Annotated in this window: 19 protein-coding genes; 6 read left to right on the top strand and 13 right to left on the bottom strand. The window is 55.0% G+C overall.

The features are described from left to right. Nucleotides 1-408: 408 nt before the first annotated feature. The 7 genes from BMY22_RS24000 to BMY22_RS19930 all read right to left on the bottom strand — a co-directional run bounded on the left by BMY22_RS24000 (nt 409) and on the right by BMY22_RS19930 (nt 6,935). Nucleotides 409-1,284, bottom strand: coding sequence for a hypothetical protein (locus BMY22_RS24000; protein WP_143068563.1), 876 nt, complete (start codon nt 1,282-1,284; stop codon nt 409-411). A gap of 216 nt (nt 1,285-1,500) precedes the next feature. Continuing rightward, nucleotides 1,501-2,532 (bottom strand): reverse transcriptase family protein, encoded by a 1,032-nt coding sequence (locus BMY22_RS19950; protein ID WP_090624959.1) that lies wholly within the window; start codon nt 2,530-2,532, stop codon nt 1,501-1,503. A 123-nt stretch (nt 2,533-2,655) separates the two neighbouring features. Further along, complete coding sequence (locus tag BMY22_RS23995) at nt 2,656-3,408, bottom strand: hypothetical protein (protein WP_143068562.1); 753 nt, start codon at nt 3,406-3,408, stop codon at nt 2,656-2,658. An 805-nt stretch (nt 3,409-4,213) separates the two neighbouring features. Further along, nucleotides 4,214-4,507, bottom strand: a complete 294-nt coding sequence (locus BMY22_RS19945) for a type II toxin-antitoxin system RelE/ParE family toxin (protein ID WP_090624958.1) — start codon at nt 4,505-4,507, stop codon at nt 4,214-4,216. Next, nucleotides 4,495-4,767 (bottom strand): CopG family ribbon-helix-helix protein, encoded by a 273-nt coding sequence (locus BMY22_RS19940; RefSeq protein WP_090624956.1) that lies wholly within the window; start codon nt 4,765-4,767, stop codon nt 4,495-4,497. Before BMY22_RS19940 ends, BMY22_RS19945 begins: the two co-directional genes overlap by 13 nt. Nucleotides 4,768-4,784: 17 nt before the next feature. Further along, a complete protein-coding gene (locus BMY22_RS19935; protein ID WP_090624955.1) occupies nt 4,785-5,012 on the bottom strand; it encodes a helix-turn-helix domain-containing protein in 228 nt (75 codons plus the stop codon). A 93-nt stretch (nt 5,013-5,105) separates the two neighbouring features. Continuing rightward, a complete protein-coding gene (locus BMY22_RS19930) occupies nt 5,106-6,935 on the bottom strand; it encodes a MobA/MobL family protein (protein ID WP_208599350.1) in 1,830 nt (609 codons plus the stop codon). 194 nt (nt 6,936-7,129) lie between these two features. On the opposite strand from BMY22_RS19930, the gene BMY22_RS19925 reads away from it, so the two are divergent. After that, entirely contained in the window at nt 7,130-7,561 is a 432-nt protein-coding gene (locus tag BMY22_RS19925) for a conjugal transfer protein TraD (protein WP_090624953.1), read from the top strand. A gap of 465 nt (nt 7,562-8,026) precedes the next feature. On the opposite strand, the gene BMY22_RS19920 is transcribed toward BMY22_RS19925, so the two are convergent. Next, the gene (locus BMY22_RS19920; RefSeq protein ID WP_090624952.1) at nt 8,027-8,260 is read right to left on the bottom strand and encodes a hypothetical protein; all 234 of its coding nucleotides are present in this window, start codon (nt 8,258-8,260) and stop codon (nt 8,027-8,029) included. Between the two features lie 1,560 nt (nt 8,261-9,820). Between BMY22_RS19920 and BMY22_RS19915 the strand changes: the two genes are divergently transcribed. Further along, nucleotides 9,821-10,063, top strand: a complete 243-nt coding sequence (locus BMY22_RS19915; RefSeq protein WP_090624951.1) for a helix-turn-helix domain-containing protein — start codon at nt 9,821-9,823, stop codon at nt 10,061-10,063. Between the two features lie 26 nt (nt 10,064-10,089). Next, the gene (locus BMY22_RS23990; RefSeq protein ID WP_143068561.1) at nt 10,090-10,842 is read left to right on the top strand and encodes a restriction endonuclease; all 753 of its coding nucleotides are present in this window, start codon (nt 10,090-10,092) and stop codon (nt 10,840-10,842) included. Here BMY22_RS23990 and BMY22_RS19910 read toward each other — a convergent pair. The 4 genes from BMY22_RS19910 to parA form a co-directional block, all read right to left on the bottom strand. After that, complete coding sequence (locus tag BMY22_RS19910; RefSeq protein ID WP_090624950.1) at nt 10,828-11,718, bottom strand: DNA-methyltransferase; 891 nt, start codon at nt 11,716-11,718, stop codon at nt 10,828-10,830. The genes BMY22_RS23990 and BMY22_RS19910 overlap by 15 nt on opposite strands. An 854-nt stretch (nt 11,719-12,572) precedes the next feature. Further along, complete coding sequence (locus BMY22_RS19905) at nt 12,573-13,619, bottom strand: replication protein RepA (protein ID WP_244158937.1); 1,047 nt, start codon at nt 13,617-13,619, stop codon at nt 12,573-12,575. A gap of 53 nt (nt 13,620-13,672) precedes the next feature. Then, nucleotides 13,673-13,891, bottom strand: coding sequence for a plasmid partition protein ParG (locus BMY22_RS19900; protein WP_090624948.1), 219 nt, complete (start codon nt 13,889-13,891; stop codon nt 13,673-13,675). A 20-nt stretch (nt 13,892-13,911) separates the two neighbouring features. Continuing rightward, nucleotides 13,912-14,541 carry a ParA family partition ATPase gene (gene parA, locus BMY22_RS19895; RefSeq protein ID WP_090624946.1) on the bottom strand — a complete coding sequence of 210 codons (630 nt, stop codon included), beginning with the start codon at nt 14,539-14,541 and terminating at the stop codon, nt 13,912-13,914. A gap of 271 nt (nt 14,542-14,812) precedes the next feature. Between parA and BMY22_RS19890 the strand changes: the two genes are divergently transcribed. The 3 genes from BMY22_RS19890 to BMY22_RS19880 are packed head-to-tail and all read left to right on the top strand — an operon-like array spanning nt 14,813 to nt 16,013. Beyond that, nucleotides 14,813-15,427, top strand: coding sequence for a recombinase family protein (locus BMY22_RS19890; RefSeq protein ID WP_090624945.1), 615 nt, complete (start codon nt 14,813-14,815; stop codon nt 15,425-15,427). A gap of 57 nt (nt 15,428-15,484) precedes the next feature. Continuing rightward, a complete protein-coding gene (locus BMY22_RS19885; protein WP_090624944.1) occupies nt 15,485-15,745 on the top strand; it encodes a type II toxin-antitoxin system RelB/DinJ family antitoxin in 261 nt (86 codons plus the stop codon). Further along, entirely contained in the window at nt 15,732-16,013 is a 282-nt protein-coding gene (locus BMY22_RS19880; RefSeq protein WP_090624943.1) for a type II toxin-antitoxin system YafQ family toxin, read from the top strand. Before BMY22_RS19885 ends, BMY22_RS19880 begins: the two co-directional genes overlap by 14 nt. 1,246 nt (nt 16,014-17,259) lie before the next feature. Here BMY22_RS19880 and BMY22_RS23985 read toward each other — a convergent pair. Then, nucleotides 17,260-18,077 (bottom strand): hypothetical protein (locus BMY22_RS23985; protein ID WP_208599349.1); only part of this gene is annotated, 818 nt, incomplete at its 5' end.

The raw sequence follows: 18,077 nt of genomic DNA, 5'->3' as shown, positions 1-18,077 counted from the left end.
ATCCAAGATAACCTTTCCTGGCCCAGTTTGCTGTTCGGCTAAGAAGTAGTCGAGCGCACTTAGCTCAGCATATGCACCATCCCAACCAGAATCTGCAATTCGATTCACAGCGGAGAGGACTTCTTTACGCAGGCTTGAGTCTGCTTGAGTCGCAGCGTTCAGTCGCTGCAGTCGTGCCTCGAAATTGGATTTGAAGTTGGTGAACTCAGCCGGATGAGCTAGTGCATCAACTACGTCGTTGGATTGCGCTACAGAGGTATTGAAGGTTGCTGAGCCATGACCAAAATCTGATCTATAAGCGCTGCGAAAATTGCTCTTTTTGTCATATCTTCTCCCTAGCCATGCGGCAATAATTTTGAGAGGGGTTCAATAGTGTTCAAATCCATCTCTCAATAGAGCCCTGTATGTTTAGTAATAGTTTCTTCGATCATAGTTTTTTGGCGGAAGCGATTGTACGTCCACCTCGAAAAGCCCATAATCCATCAGCCAGTCCATGAATCCCAAAAAGTCCGGCGTGTACTTTACATCAAAAAGCTCATACTTCGTGGAGGACTTAATACTCTTAATTGAAAATTGAGCCTTGTTGAAATAGCCAGCTTCAACAACAAAGAAGTAATAAAATCCGATCTTGAAAAACAAGGTTGGAACTTGGCTGTTTGATATGAGAAATGTGCCGTCCTTGTTATAGATGTTGTGCGCCTTTAAGCCATGCCTGATGGAGTGCAGCAGAATATTTCTTTTTATCTGTTCTTCCTGGAGATTGTTGAATATCTCGTCCGCAGAAAAAACATAAACACCAATATCGCATCTTGGGTAATTGGTGTTTAGAAATTTTCGCATCCGTATCTCAAGGCTGGAATATGCCCTCGTATATTGCTTGATTTCTGGTTGCGTGTCTTTTAAGCGCTCCGTCGAAACTATCAATCGCCAAGCTACTGAGATGGCAAATATATAAAGCTCATCTCGAAGCTCGCTTACAGGTTGGCGTTTATAGTATCGTTTGAAATAGTTGTCAGTAAAGTCTTTCTCAAACTTAGAGAGCTTGTCTTCACAGCTATTGCACATCATTCTGAAGGCTGGCGTGTCTGACATTTTTAATTTTGGGTTGTTGTCAAAATAAAAACTATTTGACTTGCTGGCCTTTTTTAGCCATCGCAATGCTAGTTTTGGAATAATATGACCCAGCTCATCCAGTTCTCCATCAGTACACAGCAAGCAAGTCGTCGGCATTTTTTCCAGAACAAACAAGTCGTCGTAATAATCATTATTTGTAAGTCTGCGCAACTGCCAAGCCCTCCGGTGGAAAAGAATGCGTTTAAAATAATCAATAATGAAAAAGGGTAAAGATGTGCTTTAAATCAGCATGAAAGTCCGCTCCTGGCCGGCCTGAGCCGGATACTACCGGCACAGAGCGACCCACAGCAGACATTGGCGCATATTGATCTGAAACGGATGATGGTCCAAAATTATTAAAATTGATCTCAACCTAGATAAGTTAACCTACGGACCAAAAAGATTTTCCACCTCGATATTGTCAGCAGCTACTCGCCGGTCAACATCGGCAGCATATGATAGGTGACCATTAACCTTGCTGAGGTTTTTAGTCAACTTTCCGTGAGCGGCAAGATGACGGTAGGCGCGTAGCTTATTACGATAACCCTTAGTAAGTTTTGGCGTTCCCGTATGAACCAAAAGCCCATGAACTTTCAGGCGAGCAGGACTAACGGATAATTTTGTTTTCCCTGGTGCTAGCTCCCATGGTGATGCATGGAAAACACCAGCAACATCGTCCGTCAAGCCTGACGGAACCTCAGCACTCCCCGAAAATGTTACATCGTCAGCATATCTTGTGTAATTGCACCCATATTTTTCTGCAACCCTGAGTAGCTGCTTATCAAGATCATCTGCACATATGTTAGACAACACTGGACTGGCTGGAGACCCTTGAGCAAGCCCACCTCTAAAACAGCACAGACTTGATACCAAAGCGGCTTGGTCGTGATTGTATCCGAGCCGCTGCAAGCACTCTTTAACATAAATGCTAGGTGTAGATGGGAAAAATTCTTGAATATCACAAGAGAATACCCATTTAGCATTTTTATGCTTGATAGCAGCGTCAATATAGGTGCGTCCGGCAACAAACCCATATACGCAATCAGCCGGCCTCCATGCGTCTGCAAGCCGAACAGACAGCCATTTCTGAAAAATTTTCAGTACCACCCTTGGGGCATGAATCTCACGCTGCCCATTCCCTTTGGGTATATTAAATGTCCTGTAATACCTATGGGGCTTATTTATAATTGCCCAGACTATCCCAGGGTTCACCCCAAAAATGGCGGCAACAACAGATCCAGAAACAACCGGCGGCAAATTTAGCGCGGCAAGTCGATTAACTTCCTGCAATTCAGTATCTGTGATCTCGCCTTCTAGCGATTTAATAAAATCGCTAAGCGTCGGAAAAACCACATAGGGATTGGAAAAGAAATAGGGTGGGAGCCTCATACTAAGCAAAGCCTCAAGTTGCTTTCGCATTGCACCGTGGAGGTACGCGGTGCTTCGAAGGAGCGCCGTGTGCCTCCACGGTGCCCTTCTTTGGTGGGTCTTGGCAGAACGGGCATGATACACACCCTCGCCTGAGGCTCCCACGACACTAGATTACGAACCAGAGCGAGCAAAAGCAAGCAACCTCGTGATATCAGGGCTTGATTTGGATTTGATCGTGCCTAGTGCCCTCAAGGCTGTCAGGCTCAAGGCATATAGAGGGGGGCGCCCCACTGCATTCGTTGGGTCCGGCTTGATCCAAACTAATAAGCCACGCTTTCTCAGTACCTCCAGCTTCCGCTTAAGCCAATCGTCCGAGGGCACGGAAAATTCGTGCCCTTTCAATTCATCACGGATCAACTCTAGAGGCGCCGGAGATAGGAGCCGAACAACTCTAAGGATATAAAAATCTGTTGGAAGATTTTCATCAATAGTAAACACGGCGGACTTAAGTTCAAATTCGAACTGCTTAAGGTACGACTTTACCACGTTCTCAATGTCGCCAAAAATATTCGCCGCCCCAGGCTTGGGGTCAATCCAAACCATGGCAGATTTACGCTCAACAGAGACAAAGGCATTGCGAACGTATCCAGGAAAACGATGCAGCAATGTTGCCCGAAGTCCTGACTCGAAGTCATTAATAATTGAGTCATTTAGCAGGAACTCAATAACGACCCCAGCTTGATGCAATGCATTCCTCGCCTTCTGCAGGGTGGCGTTACCTGGGACTTGTCGACCTGAAGCATCTCTGTCAATTTTTATATAAACGAAATATCCGTCGCTTTCAGTTGAGGACTTTTGCACTATTCCTTGCAAGGGGATTTCAAACTCAGCAAGCACCGAGGAAATCAGCGCATCATGATTCATTCGACCAGCCTCCAAGCTTTTTCTATAGGCCCCAATAAGGTGCTTGCTCTATTAGGCCAATTCCTCGCGTGGGCTATCTCCATGGACATTAATTGAAAGCCTTGCTGAGAAAATATTATGCTAGTTTCAGGGTGGTAATCTGCGACCGTCCTGATGCCGCGTGCCTCATTCATGAGCAAAGCCAAATCCCGTGCAGCCGTCAAGGCATCAGAAAAAACTCTCACCGAATCTCTGTCTTGAATTTTTGTTGCGCGGCTGCGATTCCTGTTTAATCTGTCCCGAATAGACCCATTCAACATTTGAGGTAGAGAAGCATGCGCTATCTCCCCGGAATCATTTATAACCTGCATTCGGCGCAGGCCTTCACGCACAATAAGAAAAGTTGAATAATAATATCTGTTGTAGGATGAGCGCCCAAAAGCATCTCTCTCCCCATTGTCTGGAGCTCGCATGGCTTGGTCTGCCAGATGATCTGCGACTCGTTTCATAAGATATTAAGTTTATTCCATAGTGTGACAGGCTGTGCAAAGCATATTGATCACTCCGAAACACTAGCACAGCGAAAATACATTGTAACGTGGACATCTAGCCACCGCCCTCGAATGAGGGCTTAGGCATAGAGCCCGGCGATCCTTAGGCACCTCACTCCCTCATCCCGGAAGTAAAGCAAGAAGGGGCAGGTTTATTTTCTTGCACTCAACGACTGTTATTGGCCGAACCTGGACAGCCTCCGCGCATAATCGAGCGTTATGTGAAACAGCCGTCACTGGGCGGGCGTTACTGCTGCTGCACAGTTTGTTTTTGTTCAATACCCCGCTTCTTTCTGGTGCCGGAAGGCCAAAACGTACACAGCATCGTCAGCAGGCTCATGCCGGTAGAGCGCGACATAGCCAGAGTCACCGAAGGCTATGACTAGCTCACGTAGCTCCGGCAGCTCAGGGAAGGGGCGCCCTATGTCCGGGCTTTTCTCCAAGCGTGCGAACTGACGTTCAATGGCTTGGCCGGCACGGCTGGCTACCTGCGGGCTTTTCTCGGCCAAGAATAGGCGACAGCGTTCCAAACCTTGTGCTGCACCTTCGGTGACGACTACTCGTGGCACTCAGGCACCGCCGTTTCTTCTTCCTTGCCCCAGCTGTTGAGCCATTCCCGCGTTTCTTGGCCCGTCAGATGCCGTCCGGTTTCCCGGTAGGCAGCCCAAGAGGCCAAAGCCTCCTGCTTGAAGCTCTCGCGAGCCTCCTCACGCTCGACGTACTGCGCGATTGCCTCGCGCATGATCCAGTGGGCCGAGCGCTGCCGCTGGCTGGCCAGATGCTGGATGCGGGCTTTCAATTCATCGTCGATTTTGATCGAAGTCGCCATGGAACCCTCTTTTATTACTAGGTATTACTTTTTGATAAGGTAACATCATCCGCATGACTTGTCGCTGAATCACCCCCCTCGGGGTCTGCTTCTTGAGCCATGCCCCGAGCCCTGGCCACCACCCTCATCGCCTTGACGATATAGTCCGCATCGCCCGTCTCCAGAGCATCAGCGATGAAAATTTCTACTGCTTCGGCGCAGTCGAGCGCCTTGGCAGGGTCGTACTCGAAGAATTCTTCCGTCATGGGTTTCCTCGTCTCGATGCAGCCGCCTTGGGGGCGAGGGCTTCAGCCGTCGCGCCCCAAGGCGGCCGACAAGCGTAGCGCGTCAGATCCAGCCTACCGGCTCATACCGTGGTCCCGATCATGCTCGGGGCCGTGCTTCACCTGGGCCATCTGCTCGGACAGCCGTAGGCGGTTGGCCGGGTCTTTTGCCAGCCGCCCCACCAGTTTCTCGGCCACGTAATCGCGCTGCGTCTCTTGGGGCAGTGCCGCCAGCCCTTCGACCAGCGTCCGCACCTCCTTGACGGCGGGGTCATGCAGCGCCTGAAGCTTCTTGCCGCCCTCCGTCCAGCCGTGCCCGCGACAGCTCAGCAGGGCAGCCATGCCACGCAGTTCGCGCACCAGTAGCCGCGCCTCGCCCTCGGCCTGTCGCTCTTGCTGCGCCTGCGCCTGTTTCTCGCGCTCGGCGTGCTCCAGGGTAGCCATACGCTGCTCCAAAGCCCGGATGTGCTCCTGGGCTGGCTCTAGCGCCTGAGCGATACGCACGGCAGCGGCATTGCGCGCCCAATCGGTAGCCTCTCGGGCGCGCATCGCTTGCGGGGCAACCTCCAGGTACTGCTCTTGGGCCTGCTCGATCACCTGGGCACGCTCATCCAGGTAGGACGACCGCACCAGCCCGGCGTCGTGCGCCTTGGCCCGCAGCGGGTGCGCCTCGCGCCACTCCCTCGCCTCGCGTCGGGCCTGATCCTCGCGGGCCTGCGCCGCCTTAGCCTGCCCGACCAGCACACGCGCCGCCTGGACGGCCTCGATCACGGCCGGATCGCGCTCTACCAGCTCGGCCAGGGGCACCGGCCGCTGCCGCTCGATCTCGACACGCAACTCGGCCGCGCTCATCCGTTCGATGCGAAGCTGTTCCTGCTCCTGGCGCAGCACGGCGGCCAGCTTCTCGCGCTGAGCTTCCCGCCTCCGCTCTCGTTCCTGGGCAAGCTGCTGGCGGAGCGCCTCTGCCTCGGCAAGCGCCTTCTCGCCCACCTCGGCGCGCATCCTCTGAATCAGCCCATCCAGCCCGCGCGGATTTTCCTGGGAAGCACCATGCCGAATCGCCCCCCCTTGTGCCTCTTTGGCCTGCTGTCGGCGCTGACGCTCGGCCTCCAGACTGAGTACCTCGGCGCCGGCATCCGGCACCACGCGGCGCAGCTCGACAGCGGCCTGGGCCACCTGGGCGCGGGCGGTGCGAAACTCGATCACCTGGGCGCGGCCTTCGCCTCGCCAGGCGCTCGGCAGCTGCTTGCGTTCCGGCGCCTGGCCGGTCTGCCGCTCGGCATGGCTGCGCATGTCGATCCGCTCGGCCAGCCCGGCGCGCTCCAGATGCACATTACAGGTCGCCTCCCACCGGCCACGCAGGGCCACCAGATCGGTCTTGCGCTCGGCGGCGGTCAGGGTCTGCCCGGCGTGCGGGCCGTAACCCTTGCGCGCCCCGCCCCGTTCCGGGTGCTTCGCGTTGTAGCGCCGGAAATACTGCTCGGGGTCGCGCTCGATACCGTCGCATTGCCGCTCGCTGAACATCAGATGCGCGTGGGGCTGTTCGCCGCCATCGGCGGCCTGGGGGTTGTGGGTCGCCCACTGGTAGGCGTGACGGTCGCCAATCTCTTGGCGTACAAACTCGCGCACCAGCTCAATCCGCTGCCCGGCATCCAGCTCACGCGGCAGGGCAATTTCCATCTCCCGATAAGTCGTGCCGTTGGCCCGCTCGAACGCATCGGCAGCCCGCCAGAACGCCAGCGGGTCGGCCTGCGCCCACAGCGGCATATTGCCGGCCTCGGTCGCCTCCAGGGCTTCGCCTTTTTCCAAGCGATGGGCGTACTCGCCTTTGCGGGCGATATAGGCAGCATGCGGCCCAGCCTTGCCGGCCTTGCCTACCTTCATGCTGAGTCGCGCAATCGCCATGCTGCTGTGCCCTTCGCTCTGGATTTTCGCGCACGCGAAAATGCTTTGGCTTTTGCCCCCGGCAGGGCGCGCGTTTCTCGGCTTGCCGAGAAACAACTAAGCGCGCCTTCTGTTTTACAGAAGGATACAGCGGACGGTGCTAGCCTGCCAGAATGGCGATACACTCCGGACTCAAATGGTATAGGAGATACCCGATGCACGACGAATGGCTGACGAGCCGGATTGCCTACCTGCGTGGCCTGAAATCGCCAAACGACCAACAGCGGCTGTTGCTGCTCCTGGCCGAAAAACCCGAGCGCACCAGTGACGACAACCGCAAGCTCTCGGCCCTGCTGAAAGCGGAGAAGGCCGCCGAGCGCGCACAGAAGGCCAGGGCCAACGCGGCACGGATCGTCAACGCTGAAAAAGCCGCCGAACGCAAGGCTCGCGACCGGGAGCTATACCAGTCGGCCGGCTTGCTCATCCTGGCCGGATTGGTCGATAGCGGCACAGGCTCGCCCACGCTCGACCGGGGCGAGCTCCTGGGGGCGCTCCTAGGGCTGTCCAAGGTGGCCACCGACGACCCCCGCCGGGCCGACTGGAAGCGCGCCGGGGATACCCTGCTGGCCGAAAGGGCACGCAAGTGATCCGGGTTCAAGAGGAACCGGAACTGCGTTTTGACCCTGACGACAGCCGCGGCCGCTGACCGTCTTCGTGACCCGAACGCCTAGGGTTCGACTGCTGACCCTGGTCAAGCTAGAGGAGCTGCGCCGCGACATGGCCGACGTGAGTGCCTGGACGCGGGCGGAGCTGGCCAAGCCTCGCGCCCTTTGCGGCGTTCAACCGGTTGCTAGCCCGCGAGAAGCGCTCCGTTGCTCCCCCAAACCCCGCCGTACCGCTCAGCCGAGGCGAGAAGTTGGCGGTAGCCCTTGACTTAAAAATGATAATCATTATCATGTGTTTCACTGATCGCAGGATCAGCGGTAACTGACAGGGCGGCTACTCATCAGGTTATCGACTTATCAGGCTCATTCACGGTGTTTGACCCGGCTCTGTCGGGTCTTTTCTTTTGGAGGGACTCTCATAGCCCATCCGGCGACCCGAGGCGCCCCTTACTCCTCCACAGCCTTAGCGGTCTTCGCCGCCGTCGTAGGGGATCTCTTCTCGCCCTTCTGGCTGACCATCAGCAGGCGGCGCAGCTCGGCGGCCTCCTTCGTCACCGCCTTGGCGCCGTCGATCTCGCGGGCGGTGGACTCCAGGCGTGCCTGGGCGATCCGGGCGTTGGTCGCCTCGCGATTGGCCTTCTCCGCCGCCTCACAAGCCCCCCTGAGCGGTTTTCTTGGCATGGCCTAGGCCGTCCTACCAGATCATCGCTGCGCGCGCGCTGTACGGCCTCCTGGGCGGTCAGGGCGGCGGCCTGCTGTTCGACCTGAGCCCACCCTTCCCGGCGGCGCCAGGGTTTCGGTTGTTCTCGATGCCTCCAGCCGCCTCGATCCCCTGATTACCTGCTCTGGCAACCTTGCAGGCCGCACAGGCGTTGAGGTCGAACGCCAAGGGGAAAGGCCGGCGACCCGCCCCTTCAGGGGCATGAACAAGCGGCCGCCAGAGGCGGCCCCATAGTGCGCCGCACGCACGCGCGTGTTTTTACTTTTCCCTTTTAAAACCTTTTCGGCCCTCTGGAGGCCGCGTAATTCGGGGCTTCCAGCCTTCATATGTGGACGGATTCAGGGTGATATGTGGACGGATTGGTTGCTATACATGGGGTCGTCGCAGAAAACGGAAAAAATCGTACGTTTAGCCTCGAACCGTCAGGTTGAGGCCATAGACCCGGGTGCGGTTGCGTCAGGAAACATCAAAATGAGCCCTAACCTGACGCTGACCAGCTGGTCAGGCCTGACGTCCGGTTGAGGTGTAGCTCATCCGGACACCCAAGGCAGGCTGCTGCCTCCAGCCAATCACCTGGCATTTAGCGTACGATTTTTTCCGAATTCTGCGGGCTCCTCTACCACGGCAATTACCACTGGTTCCGCCTCACCGCCGCCGCCATGGTCGCCAGCCACACCTGGAGCGGCCAGGTGCACCGCGCCTTGGCCGACACCCTCGCCGCGCGCAGCGTATGGCAGTGGCTGCACGCTCAAGCGGCCTCAAACAAAGCGTGACGTTTGACCTGCATTTTCCGCTGGCTGATCGGCCAGCGGGGCAATCCTCCCCCACCGCCCGCCGCGGGATAGGGGGGGTGATTCAGCACGGAGAACCTACCCCGCCTGCCGTGACGTTTGACCTACGCCCCTACCTCGCAGCGCCGCCAGGACCACCGCCTGACGCGCTGCGCTTGTCGGGCATCGAGCGCTGCGGCGCTGCGCACGCGCAGCCCCTCCGCTGGCTCGCGCCAGGCCAGGCAGGGCAATGCCAGCGCCCTGCCACAGCCGCCCTCAGCGGCTCAGGCGGACGTCTCGCCGCCCTCGTCCTCCGAGCCGGCGACGAGATTCAGCCGGGCCAGCAGGGGTAGAACAAGCAGTCGTGTCACCAACCGCCATTTGACTGAACGCCCGCATTGGCGTGTGCTGTCGCCAAACAACTGTTTCCCGATACAGACCTAAGCGAGTCGAAAGCAGCGAGGAAAATCTGCACGGCAAACACTGTCGGATTACTTGAGCAGCCGGAAACTAGATAATTTGGTTTTCCGACAGCGCAATGGCGGCTGGTGACACGACTGCTTGTTCTACCCCTTCTGAGGCGATCCCCAAACACAGCAATGGCTTGTAAGGCAGGCGCAAGGCTTAAGTGTGGTTTCGGTTCTGTTGCTCCCCAAACTCCAAGTTCAGGCCGCTTTACGCTACTTATAGTCTGTCGCCTTATGGTCATCACTTTTTGACAATGCTCGCCAGGTTACATGAGAAACGAGCATGGTCAGGAAATCGAGTATCTGCCTAAGACAGACGCTATCCGAAAACGTAAAAGCCTTCCGAAAGCAACGCGGGTTATCCCAGGAAGAGCTGGCAGGTATTTGCGGCCTGCATCGTACCTATATCGGCTCAATCGAGCGGCTAGAACGCAATGTAACCCTAAGCACACTTGAGGTTTTATCAGAAACCTTAGGCGTTACTGTGCCGGAATTACTCACAAAACGCGGCACCCCATCAGCATAAATCTACGAAAATATTTAACCATTATTATGGATAAAGATGATATTTCTAAACTCATTGAATCTCTTTCAAGACTAACTACGCGACAACGAAAAGCAATTGAGTCAACAATTATGGCGTTTGGTGTTCCACGCTTTTATTGGTGTTCACCAATTTCTGACCTTATTACACAAGATGTATTAGAAAATCTTGGGGATCGGCTCATAAGTCACCATGCGGGAAGTCGACAAGCCCTAAGTAAAGATCGCTTTGAGTTTGCACTTGAAAAATCTTTGAATGACTCTGGGATTCCAGCAACTCTAGTAAAAAGTCGAACCAATCGCGGCCATGATTTGACTATTAATGGAACTCCCGTAAGCTTGAAAACCGAAGCAGCGGCTGCAATCCGGGAAAATATGATTCACGTAAGTAAATGGATGGAGCTAGGACGTGGCCCTTGGGAATTGCCATTGCTAAGAGATTTATTTCTTGAACACATGCGCAGCTATGAGCGTATTTTCACTTTCCGCTGCCTGAGTGCAGACCCAGAACGGGTGTGTTATGAGCTTGTAGAAATTCCAAAAGCACTAATGCTGGAATCTGCTAACTGTATTCTTGAAGTTAGCGAAAATAGCAGGCAAAACCCAAAGCCCGGTTATGGTTATGTTCGAGATTCAGAGGGTCAACTTAAATATTCACTATATTTCGATGGCGGTTCTGAGCGAAAACTACAAATTAAACATCTGCGAAAAGATCTTTGCATAGTTCATGCAACCTGGGCTTTCGGGTCAGCGGCGCTTTAACAAGCGATCCCGCGCTAGCTTGGCATATTCGGCGCTAAGCTCTATGCCAACGCACTCTCTTCCCAATTCATTGCAGACCACGCCTGTTGTCCCTGATCCAAAAAATGGATCAAGGACACGGCCATTTTTAGGTGAGCCAGCAGAAACACATAGCCGGACAAGGGCTCGGGGATAAACCGCAAAATGACTGCCGGGGTAAGGCTCTGTAGTGATATTCCAGACTGTGCGGCGATTCTTTGATTTTTGCTTAGGATCGACAGCTGGCTCTTTGATTACTTCCCAGTCGTAATAATATTTTTCCGACTTGGAAAAAAGAAATACGTATTCATGCGAACGGGTCGGGCGATCTTTCACACTCTCCGGCTGGCAATTCGGCTTGTTCCAGATAATATCAGTTCGTAGGTACCAGCCATCAGCTTGCAGCGCAAATGCTAGTTTCCACGGTACGCCGATTAAGTCTTTTGGCTTCAGTCCTTCGGGTGTAGGGGCACGATAACTCATAGCACGGCCCTTATTCTTTGCGTCCGTGTCCCTCCATGTGCGTCCTCCAGAAGTGTAACTATCCCCAATATTCAGCCAAAATGTTCCATCATCGGCCAATGTTCGTTTAACTTCACGAAACAAGTGAACGAGATCAGCAATATATTCATCAATTGTTGGCTCTGCGCCGATTTGCCCCTCAACACCGTAATCACGTAAACCCCAATAAGGGGGTGAGGTAACAACACAATTGAAATAGCCGTCCGGCATTTGCGAAAGGATCCGGCGTGCATCTCCTACATGAACAACGCAGCGATTTTTCTCGTCCTCAGCCGCTTGGACAGCTGTAAGGGTTTCAGGTCTCGACTCGAATAGGTCAAGCACTTGCTCAGTCATCTGAATGCTCAGGGAAATAGGGCTAATGTAGCTGGAAAGCACAGGATAATGCTACTTATAATATTCAAAAAGCCGTCTCAACGTCAATGCCATAGGTCGGGCTCACTTCTTCTTTCAGTCGAGTCGATGCCCGCTACGCTCCCGCTGTCTGGTCTGCTGTTGGCGATTATCGTTCCAGTCCTTGGCGTGCGGTGTGACTAGTGTGGCTCTGATCGACAAGGACAGCGGGATAGCATGGTTGTTGCCATGTTGCTGCCTTGGCTCATGCTGCGCAAGCCACGTCCTGGTGAACAGCTCTCTGGCCATAGGCCAGGCATTTTCTGCTCTTGCTGTTGCTCTGTGCGGGCTGGATGCCTATGGGATCTTGAGTCGAACGCGAGAGGATGGGCTGGGATAGGGGTTTTGGGGAGGAGGAGCCGCGCAGCGGAGGAAGCCCGGAGGGGTGCCCCGGGCATCGCCGTGCTTTTGTGTGCTTTCAGCCTGCACTTTTCCACAGACTGGGCCTGCTAATTACAGGTAGGAATTTAGAGGCAAGAATTTAAAGGCAAAAGCTATAGGGTTAGGGGGGGGGCGATTTCACGAAAAAAGGGGGGGGTGATTTCACGAAAAAGGGGGGGGCGATTTCACGAAAAAGGGGGGGGCGATTTCACGTTGATAACTCCCCATTTCCACACGGTTTTTCACCGCTCCTAGGATTCCAATAGCTAAGGATTGACCAAAAACGCCTCTGGCCCTTTGACAAACGTTTTTGGTTGGCAACAGGATGAGGTAAACCCAGCAAAAACGGCCCTACTACCCTTTTTTGACAACCTTTTTTAGTTGACAACAGGGGGCGATTTCACGAAACCCGCAGATCAGTTCGCCTTGTAGGGAATCGGTGGTGGCGACCCCAGCAGCAGCAACCCTCCGCGTACCTGTTTCACACGAGCTTGAGGGTACTCAGCCAACACCTTCCGCAGCTGTGTGATGAATGCGTCTTTGAAGTTCTTGTCAGCATCCTTACCTGTGTACTCCTGGGCAAACTGCTCGCGCAGTGAGGCCCAGCGCAGGGTCACGCCTAGCCCCTCGATCCGGTGCAGGCGGTGGGCCAGCCAGGAATACACATCCAAAGCCAACGCAGAGCCTTTCAAAGCGTGTAGAGCACGCTTGTCGAGCGGCACAGCTGCATCGATCAGGGAGTTGTAAAAGTGCTCAGAAAGCGTCATCACGCCGGGCCATAACGGCCGCTGATTGGTGCCCTTGTTCGCAAGCCATGCGTCGAACTGCTCAACGGCCTGCCCGTTGAACGTCCGCCCCTTGTAGCCCACCTGTAGGCGGCAGGCAGCCAGGGCGTGCATTTGCTTGCGCAAATTGGCGTAACGTCGCCCGTCATGATCCATGCCCATCAGCTCCAAGAACTGCGAAGCGCTGTCGCCGACCGGGATTTCCCTGGTCTTAAACCGCACCGCGTAGGTGGAAACATGCGCCAAGGCAAGACGAGGCAAGGCCCCATAGGGGATTGGCTGCTGTACCGGCCCGTCGCCTTCGTCCAGGTAGCCCGCCTGGATGTTCACCCAAGCTGCCCCTGATTGGCGCAGGAACTCGCGACCGTCGACTTGCGAACGGGGCAGTCCTACCTGACAGAAAACCGCATGACTGAATGCCATGTCATTGCCAGTCGGTAGGTTGCCATAAATGTCAGCTGATGCCTCAACTAGCTTGGTTTCTTGAACGCTCAGGGGGCGCTCTTTCGGCTGCTTGGGCTTGCCCTTCGGTTCTGCCTCGGAAACCATCACCTGCTTGGCCGCAGGTTTCGATTTGGTTTCAGCCATCCGGCGAGCGACTTCGGCAGCCTGGTCGGGGTCAGACCCCAGCTTAACAAGCCGGCGAGCATATCCCTGTTCGTCGAAATCCTGCTCCATGCCTTCCCCTAAAAAGCTCAAAAAATTAAAAACTCATACACTTTATTACTTATTTACTCATCAACAAGCTGACTAACATAATCGGTCAAAAGCTCCTTGATGCTCTTACCCTGCTGGGCTGCGAACACCTTGAGCTTGGTGTGTTGATCACGTTCAAGATCGAAGTTCACCCGCACAGTTGCAGGCTTGTCAGCCAGGCTAGCTAGGGTGGCGGCTTTGTTGCTCTTAGCGCTGGGGCGACCTGCGGTCAAAGTGCTTGCTTTTGCGCTCATAAACTCAATACCTCTTACACTCAGACAAGTTTTTGCTTGATCTCTGCGGCCAGGCCGCGTACCTCGGCTGCGGCATCGCTGGCCGGCTCAGCATCGAGCACCGTGGTTCCGGTAGCTGCTGTGCCGGGGTAGCTCACCCGTTGAGTGATACGCGAGGCAAGGACAGGAAGTCCGTAACCCTCCAAGGCTTCGGCCACCTCTGCACCAATCTTGGTGCCCTTGATCGCACGGGACACGATGAAAGCCGCTTGCAGCTTGCCATCCGTGACCTCGATCCGTTGCTTTACCAGCTCAACCAGATCCGCCGCTGCCCAAATGTCGTAAGGACTGGGCTGCACAGGAATCAGTATGAAATCGGCAGCCTTGATCGCTGACACGGCCAGGTCGGCAGCTTGAGGCGCTCCGTCGATCACCACAAAGTCTTTTCGGGCGACGTTTTTTAGGTCGCGGTCGATGGTCGGTCGGTCGATACCTACCACTGTCACCGGCTGATCTTCGCGGACAGCCGCCCAATCACGGGCGCTGCCTTGAGGATCGGAATCGACCAACAGAACGTCTGCCCCGTCGAGCTGCAAGGCGCGAGCTAAATGGGTGGCGATAGTCGTCTTACCTGACCCGCCTTTCTGGTTCAGTACAGCGATAACCTTCATGGTCTCAACTCCTGAGCGCCTGACGATTTACTCACAAACTCATTGGAGTCTACCCATTAAACTCAGAAGAGCAAGGACTTATTTACTCATTTGAGCTAAAAGACCACCTCCGGTGGTGGCTCCTATCACGCCTGCATGTAGTTACGTTTAGGGTGTACCTGAGCTGATACAGGCTGATTCGGCCTTTTCGGGCTTTATTTCCTTTTCTGATACGTCCAAAGTGCAACGACATAAGGTGAAACACTCAAACTGATACAAAAAGGAAACCGCCATGTTCGTTCGTGCCTACCTCCGCGCCTCGACCGATGAGCAGGACGCCACCCGTGCTCGGGCCGCCCTGGAGCAGTTCGCTACCGAGCATGGCCGCCCTATCGCTTGCGAGTACCTGGAGAACGCCAGCGGCGCTAAGGCCGACCGGCCCGAGCTGCTGCGTCTGCTGAAGGACGCCAAGAAGGGGGACGTGCTGCTGGTGGAGAGCATCGACCGCCTGTCTCGCCTGCCGACCGATGACTGGAACAAGCTCAAGGCCGCCATCGACTCCAAGGGGCTGCGTATCGTCGCCCTCGATCTGCCGACCAGCCATCAGGGCATGAAGGACACCAAGGGCGACGAATTTACCGACCGGATGCTCTCTGCCATCAACGGCATGATGATCGAGATGATGGCCGCCATCGCTCGCAAGGACTACGAGCAGCACCGGGAGCGGCAAGCCCAGGGGATCGCCAAGGCCAAGGCGGAAGGTGCCTACAAAGGCCGCCCGGTGGATGAGGATCTGCACAAGCGTGTGCGCGAGCTGCTGGCCGCCGGCCTGGGCATTCGCGCCACCGCACGGCATGCCGGCTGCTCGACGACCACCGTGCTTAAGATCCGCGACCAAATAGGTTGAAAGGCATCATTCTATCTAGGCTACACTGTGGCTACAAACAACCACCGAGGAACTGATATGGCTACCGATACGGTCGTGCGCGCCCGCGTGGACGAACGAGTGAAGGAGGAGGCTACCGTTGTGCTCAAGTCTATGGGGCTGTCGATGACGGATGCCATCCAGATGATGCTGATCCGCGTCGCCGAGGAGGGACGGCTCCCGTTCGAGCCACTGGTGCCCTCCCTGGAAACCATCGCTGCTGCGCGGGAAGCGCGCGAGGGGAACCTCGAAACCGTGACCCTGGACGATCTACGGGCGGCGATCCGTGCGGACGATTAAGCAAACCAGCCAGTTCAAGCGCGACTTGAAACGCGAAGCAAAGGGGCAGTACCGGGCGACGCTGGAGCAGGATCTGATGCCAGTCATCGAGGCCCTGGCGAAGGACGTTCCGTTGGATATCCGGCACCGCGACCACGCGCTGTCCGGTAACTGGAAGGATCACCATGACTGCCATATCAAGCCGGATCTGGTGCTTCTGTATCGGAAACCGGACGACGAAACGCTAGAGCTGATTCGCCTCGGCTCGCATAGCGAGTTAGGCCTCTGATACGCCCCATCCATACTGCGTTCTGATGTACTGCGTGTCCGTCATGGACATGCAGGTATCGGCTCTGCGCGCACGAAGGAGTGTCCATCATGGACTGTTCTTCAGCAGCATCGCCGGCTTCTTCTTTTCTGCTACTGCCCACGGTAGCGCCTTCCCCCTCTCCCACATCCCTCTGCCCAAGGAATGCCCGCTTCGCTGGCCTGTGCTGATCAGCATCGAGGATTGTCCTGCCAGCGAGAAGCCATTTCCCACTGGCAGGACAATCCAGACGCATAGGCCGGGAGAGGGATCCGAACGTGGTAGGGGATGCGGTGGGAATCACCAGCAGGAGCAGCATGCCACGCCGGGGCACAGCGCCCCCTGAGCGGTGGAGGTGATGAGCGATCCGCTCACACCTCAGAAGGTAGCCAGAGCAAAATATTTTTGCTATGCAAAAATTCTTTTGAATGTTTCCGCGTGTGGCCTGTCTAGCCTACAAGGTGTGTTTGCTCGAAGGTGCGTGACTTGCATGAGTACCCTTGTCCCTCCATGATGGAGGGATTTTTTTGCATTGCAAAATGACGCTATAGGCCAGTAGGTAGCCAGGCCGTTCTCTCCCTGTAAGCCATCGCCTACAGCAGCTCAAGCGTTCGCCCAATAGGAGCGAGACGGCTACCGGCGTAGAGTGACTCCCACAGCGACGTCGACGGATCGACACCGGCTGACCAGGATGGTCGCCAAGGACAGTCGCAGGATGCGGCTTCATCAGGATGATGAGTCGACGGAAGAGAAGACGACGTAAAACAAAAACGGCGAGGCTCACCCCCCTCGCCGTTTTTGTTTGTGCGCGCTCGAAAAGCGCCTCGCAGCGGCGGTCAGCGGCCTACCGCTCTGCGGACAAACGGGCCATCACCGGAGATTTAGACAGCCTGCCAGGGTTGGTGGGACGCCAACCCCACCGTTCTGCCCCACACCGGCGCCCTTCCGGGAGCCGTCAGGCCCTGCGGTAGCCCTTGGGATAGGTCTGAATTGCCGAGACAGAAAGCGCACCTTGGAAGCCGCATGCCTTCGCGCCCTGGAGCGTAGCAACTGACGTACAGCCAAAAGAAACTGGTTTATACCAGCAGCAATCGACCCAAAGCAGCCAGTGGGAATCGGCCAAAAGCTGGTATTGGCAAAAATTGTTGCTGGCAATAGGTATCCGCGTCAGAAATCAGTTCAACACGACGAGCCGCAGCGGAAAAGCTGGGCTATGTCGGGGCGAAAACTAACCAGCATTATTGTGCGCATTAAGATTGTAGGCGCCTCGGCGTTTCAATATCTCTTCAAGCTCATGTTCAAATAGTGAGTGAGTGGAGTTCTCATTAAGGATGTAGCTTGCGCTGATGCTCAACAAGGTTGGGTCAGTAGCTGTGATAGTTTTGTCCTCCAGATAGATGATGCCTGATAGATGACGCGTTACTTCGTCAGCTGTTATCATGGTTTGAAATTTATTGTTAAAGCTTTTTGCTGGAACGCTTGAGTCCATATAGCTGTTGAAGAAAATTTCTCCTAGTTCTTTAAAGAAAACTCTATTTGAGCTTTCAAACATAAAAACCTTCTCTGACGACCAAGGAAAAATTACGAAAACAATTACGGTAGGATTGAGGCGTGAAAACTTTTTTGCGTGCCCGAACAGTAACGAATGATGATGTCTTGCGTGCTCCTCTGGGGAGTAAGATCCTTCGCCAAAGCAAACGCCCGGCCCCCACGCGAAGCTATATGAGAGGCCAGGTATTATCGAGCTATGAAATGTCGCTGGCTGTGCCGCTGGATCAACTTCATTGACCATCTCATCAAGGAGCGCCTTGCGGCTCGTCGCATATTTATCGAAGGCCCCATCGGGATCATAGGAGGGAACGATCAACAGATTTCTTATTCCCTTTGTTTTGCGATAATCATTAAAAATTCCTTTGAGGATGTCGCCTGTCTTGTCTGAAAGCAGTTTAGTGTCCATAGAGACACCTAATGCCGGAAAGCTCAAGTCATGGTTCGCGTTCTGCATACCCATTTCAGACGCCAGTGTCTCGGTGGCGGGCACCGTAT

This window comes from Azotobacter beijerinckii (genome assembly GCF_900110885.1).
In the GTDB taxonomy this organism is placed as follows: Bacteria; Pseudomonadota; Gammaproteobacteria; order Pseudomonadales; family Pseudomonadaceae; genus Azotobacter; species Azotobacter beijerinckii.
The sequence above is the reverse complement of the archived record's forward strand: the minus strand, read 5'-3'. Positions and strand labels throughout refer to the sequence as shown.

Excerpts from the sequence above, each read along its gene's own strand:
- BMY22_RS19950 (WP_090624959.1), bottom strand. The coding sequence starts at position 2,532 with ATGCGAAAGCAACTTGAGGCTTTGCTTAGTATGAGGCTCCCACCCTAT.
- BMY22_RS23995 (WP_143068562.1), bottom strand. The coding sequence starts at position 3,408 with ATGAATCATGATGCGCTGATTTCCTCGGTGCTTGCTGAGTTTGAAATC.
- BMY22_RS19940 (WP_090624956.1), bottom strand. The coding sequence starts at position 4,767 with ATGGCGACTTCGATCAAAATCGACGATGAATTGAAAGCCCGCATCCAG.
- BMY22_RS19935 (WP_090624955.1), bottom strand. The coding sequence starts at position 5,012 with ATGACGGAAGAATTCTTCGAGTACGACCCTGCCAAGGCGCTCGACTGC.
- BMY22_RS19930 (WP_208599350.1), bottom strand. The coding sequence starts at position 6,935 with ATGGCGATTGCGCGACTCAGCATGAAGGTAGGCAAGGCCGGCAAGGCT.
- BMY22_RS19925 (WP_090624953.1), top strand. The coding sequence starts at position 7,130 with ATGCACGACGAATGGCTGACGAGCCGGATTGCCTACCTGCGTGGCCTG.
- BMY22_RS19920 (WP_090624952.1), bottom strand. The coding sequence starts at position 8,260 with ATGCCAAGAAAACCGCTCAGGGGGGCTTGTGAGGCGGCGGAGAAGGCC.
- BMY22_RS19915 (WP_090624951.1), top strand. The coding sequence starts at position 9,821 with ATGGTCAGGAAATCGAGTATCTGCCTAAGACAGACGCTATCCGAAAAC.
- BMY22_RS23990 (WP_143068561.1), top strand. The coding sequence starts at position 10,090 with ATGGATAAAGATGATATTTCTAAACTCATTGAATCTCTTTCAAGACTA.
- BMY22_RS19910 (WP_090624950.1), bottom strand. The coding sequence starts at position 11,718 with ATGACTGAGCAAGTGCTTGACCTATTCGAGTCGAGACCTGAAACCCTT.
- BMY22_RS19905 (WP_244158937.1), bottom strand. The coding sequence starts at position 13,619 with ATGGAGCAGGATTTCGACGAACAGGGATATGCTCGCCGGCTTGTTAAG.
- BMY22_RS19900 (WP_090624948.1), bottom strand. The coding sequence starts at position 13,891 with ATGAGCGCAAAAGCAAGCACTTTGACCGCAGGTCGCCCCAGCGCTAAG.
- parA (WP_090624946.1), bottom strand. The coding sequence starts at position 14,541 with ATGAAGGTTATCGCTGTACTGAACCAGAAAGGCGGGTCAGGTAAGACG.
- BMY22_RS19890 (WP_090624945.1), top strand. The coding sequence starts at position 14,813 with ATGTTCGTTCGTGCCTACCTCCGCGCCTCGACCGATGAGCAGGACGCC.
- BMY22_RS19885 (WP_090624944.1), top strand. The coding sequence starts at position 15,485 with ATGGCTACCGATACGGTCGTGCGCGCCCGCGTGGACGAACGAGTGAAG.